Source organism: Methanoculleus sp., from assembly GCF_030019085.1.
Classification (GTDB): Archaea; Halobacteriota; Methanomicrobia; order Methanomicrobiales; family Methanoculleaceae; genus Methanoculleus.
In genome coordinates this window covers 1-2,665 of sequence record NZ_JASEFJ010000047.1, presented here as the reverse complement: position 1 = coordinate 2,665, position 2,665 = coordinate 1, and the positions used below count along the sequence as shown (strand labels likewise).

Genomic DNA, 2,665 nt, shown 5'->3' with positions numbered 1-2,665 from the left:
CGTCAGGGCTACAGGCATACCGGATTAAAATCGGGGGTCATTTTCATACGAAAAGATGTCCTGGCAGACCACGGGGTCGCACCGGCCTCTGGCAATCGGACCGCCGGGGCCTGCCAGCCTTAGACTTCAGGCCTCAAGAATCGGTTCAAACTGCGCCTTGCCTACAGGTCCGTAGTGACTCGATATCTTCGGGTCCAGCCCGCAGATCGGGCATACATAGTCTTCCGGCAGATCCTCAAACGCGGTTCCAGGCGGGATGCCACGTAGCGGTTCACCACGCTTCTTGTCGTAGATGTAACCGCAGATCTTGCAGACGTACTTTGTCGGTTCCCAGGGCTCGAACCCCCACTTCCCGATCGGGCCTTTTCCGATCGCACCGCAGACAGGGCATTTGTAGTCGTCTGGCAGATCTTCAAACGCGGTACCTTCAGGGATGCCGCGGTGGGGTTCCCCTCTCAGAGGGGAGTAGATGTAGTTGCAGTACTTGCAGCGGTATCGCTTTACCTTCTCCATGGACATGACGTTCACCTCGCCGGAGACCTTCCGGTCAGAGACAGTACCTATGGAGGTAGGAAGGTAGCCCCAATAGATAACCCTTTCCATAGGTCAGGTCCAGGTGCGATATACCACCAAATTTGGTTCGAAAAGCAGGTTTTTGAATAAAAACGCTCATGAGGCCGCGTTCGGCCACAGGCTCAACTGATGAAAATCGAGTGGGGCGCAACAACCCGGGCGCCGTTGCCGATTTCGATACGATCTTCACCGGACGGTGGCACTTTCCCGGAGGTGCCCGGCGGCAATTGTCTCGAGAAACCACTTCAACCCCTCTCAGGTCCCCTCTTCCAGGCAGACCTCCCCTGTATCTCCGTTCACCGTCACTCTGCTGCCCGATGGGAGTTTGTAGAACTCCGGCGGCAGACGGTCGACCAGCGGTATCCCGGCGATGATGGCGCCGACTGCGATGATCGGTTCTGCCTCCCGGTTGATGATCGCGGCCGGTGCAACCCCGTTCTGCTTCAGAGCGTAGATCACGTATGACCCTACCGTCGATCCTTTGCCGTGCGGGAAGACCAGCACCTTCCCGGTGACCGACTGACCTTCAAGCGGATGGCCGTGCTCAACTACTATGCCGGTCTCGGGGTCGACACCGGAGAGGAAGGATATAGGTTCGGATGATACCAGAAGTTCTCCTGTTCCGCGACCCCTGGATATGCCTCTGCCCTGCATGATGACCTGCACCACAGTATAATGTAGGTGGAGACTTAACTATATGATTGACATGGACGAAACCATTGGCAACAGTTCCAGCAGCAGTAATGAGCACGACATGCTCACACTCCAGATCCAGGAGCTGAAGGCGCAGATCCTGGACTACAAACTCAAGAACGAGTTGCTGGAGAAAGAGGTCCGGCAGCTCCGCAAAGAAAATGCTCAGTTAAAGCGGGTGCCGCTGTTTGTTGCCGCTGTGGTCGATGTGCTCGAGAACGGCGAAGTCTACCTCCGACAGCAGGGTAACAACCAGGAATACCTCACGGTCGTCAACGATAAACTGCACGGCACTCTTAAACCCGGGATGAAGGTGGCGGTGAACAACACCCTCTCGATCGTCAAGGTTATCGGCAACATATACGATGCGCGTGTCAGGGTCATGGAACTCGACGAGCAGCCCAACGTGACGTTTGACCAGATAGGAGGTCTGAGAGACGAGATCGAGGAGGTCAGGGAAGCGGTTGAGTACCCGCTCACAAAACCCGAGATCTACGAACGTATCGGGGTTGAACCGCCAAAGGGCATCCTCCTCTACGGCCCGCCGGGCACCGGGAAGACCCTGATCGCCAAGGCGGTTGCCCGCCAGTCCAGAGCGTGCTTTATCAGGATGTCAGGGAGCGAACTCGTCCACAAGTACATTGGTGAAGGCGCTCAGTTAGTGCGCGAACTATTTACCCTCGCCCGGGAACGTGCTCCGGCGATCGTCTTCATCGACGAGATCGATGCGATAGGTAGCATGCGTACAAACGACGGCACTTCCGGCAGCGCCGAGGTTCAGCGGACGCTGATGCAGCTCCTGGCCGAGATGGACGGCTTCGGGAACCGGGGCAACATCAGGATCATGGCGGCAACGAACCGGATCGATATGCTTGACCCGGCACTCCTCCGTCCCGGCCGGTTTGACCGGATCATCGAGATCCCGCTCCCGGATTCCGAGGCGCGTCTAGAGATACTGAAGATCCACAGCTCAAAGATGACACTCTCCCCGAACGTGGATCTGGCCGCTGTTGCGGAACTCGCCGGGAAAACCACCGGCGCAGAACTGCAGGCGATCTGCCGGGAGGCCGGGATGATGGCAATCCGGAGAAACGCCGACGCTGTTGCCCAGGAAGATTTCATCGCGGCCATCCGGAAGGTGAAGCGCGAGGCGGCTGCGCCGCCAGACACCCGGATGTATATCTGATGGGGTTCATCCCCACCCACCAGTTTTTCTTTCGACCCACAGGTTCACCGACCCTTTAGATCTACCGCATTGGTGAGACACCCATTACACTCCATATCTCCAGGATAACCTCCTCAGGGACACGGTATCGATGGAGAATCGCCTTCGTGGGGGAGGGAGGCGGAACGTCCCCCGCCCCTGTCTTGACGTGTTACCGGGACACCCTGTTTTCGG

At 57.6% G+C, this 2,665-nt stretch carries 3 protein-coding genes; 1 reads left to right on the top strand and 2 read right to left on the bottom strand.

Annotated features, from left to right (window positions below):
- Positions 1-126 precede the first annotated feature (126 nt).
- Complete coding sequence (locus tag QMC91_RS09865) at positions 127-513, bottom strand: rubredoxin (protein WP_300238068.1); 387 nt, start codon at positions 511-513, stop codon at positions 127-129.
- A gap of 315 nt (positions 514-828) precedes the next feature.
- The gene (locus QMC91_RS09860; RefSeq protein ID WP_300238067.1) at positions 829-1,227 is read right to left on the bottom strand and encodes a DUF126 domain-containing protein; all 399 of its coding nucleotides are present in this window, start codon (positions 1,225-1,227) and stop codon (positions 829-831) included.
- A 52-nt stretch (positions 1,228-1,279) separates the two neighbouring features.
- Here QMC91_RS09860 and QMC91_RS09855 point away from each other — a divergent pair, with 52 nt between their 5' ends.
- Positions 1,280-2,452, top strand: coding sequence for a proteasome-activating nucleotidase (locus tag QMC91_RS09855; protein WP_300238066.1), 1,173 nt, complete (start codon positions 1,280-1,282; stop codon positions 2,450-2,452).
- Positions 2,453-2,665: the final 213 nt, after the last annotated feature.

What these genes read in the sequence shown, in the direction of transcription:
- QMC91_RS09865 (WP_300238068.1), bottom strand. Translation starts at nt 513, where the DNA reads ATGGAGAAGGTAAAGCGATACCGCTGCAAGTACTGCAACTACATCTAC.
- QMC91_RS09860 (WP_300238067.1), bottom strand. Translation starts at nt 1,227, where the DNA reads ATGCAGGGCAGAGGCATATCCAGGGGTCGCGGAACAGGAGAACTTCTG.
- QMC91_RS09855 (WP_300238066.1), top strand. Translation starts at nt 1,280, where the DNA reads ATGGACGAAACCATTGGCAACAGTTCCAGCAGCAGTAATGAGCACGAC.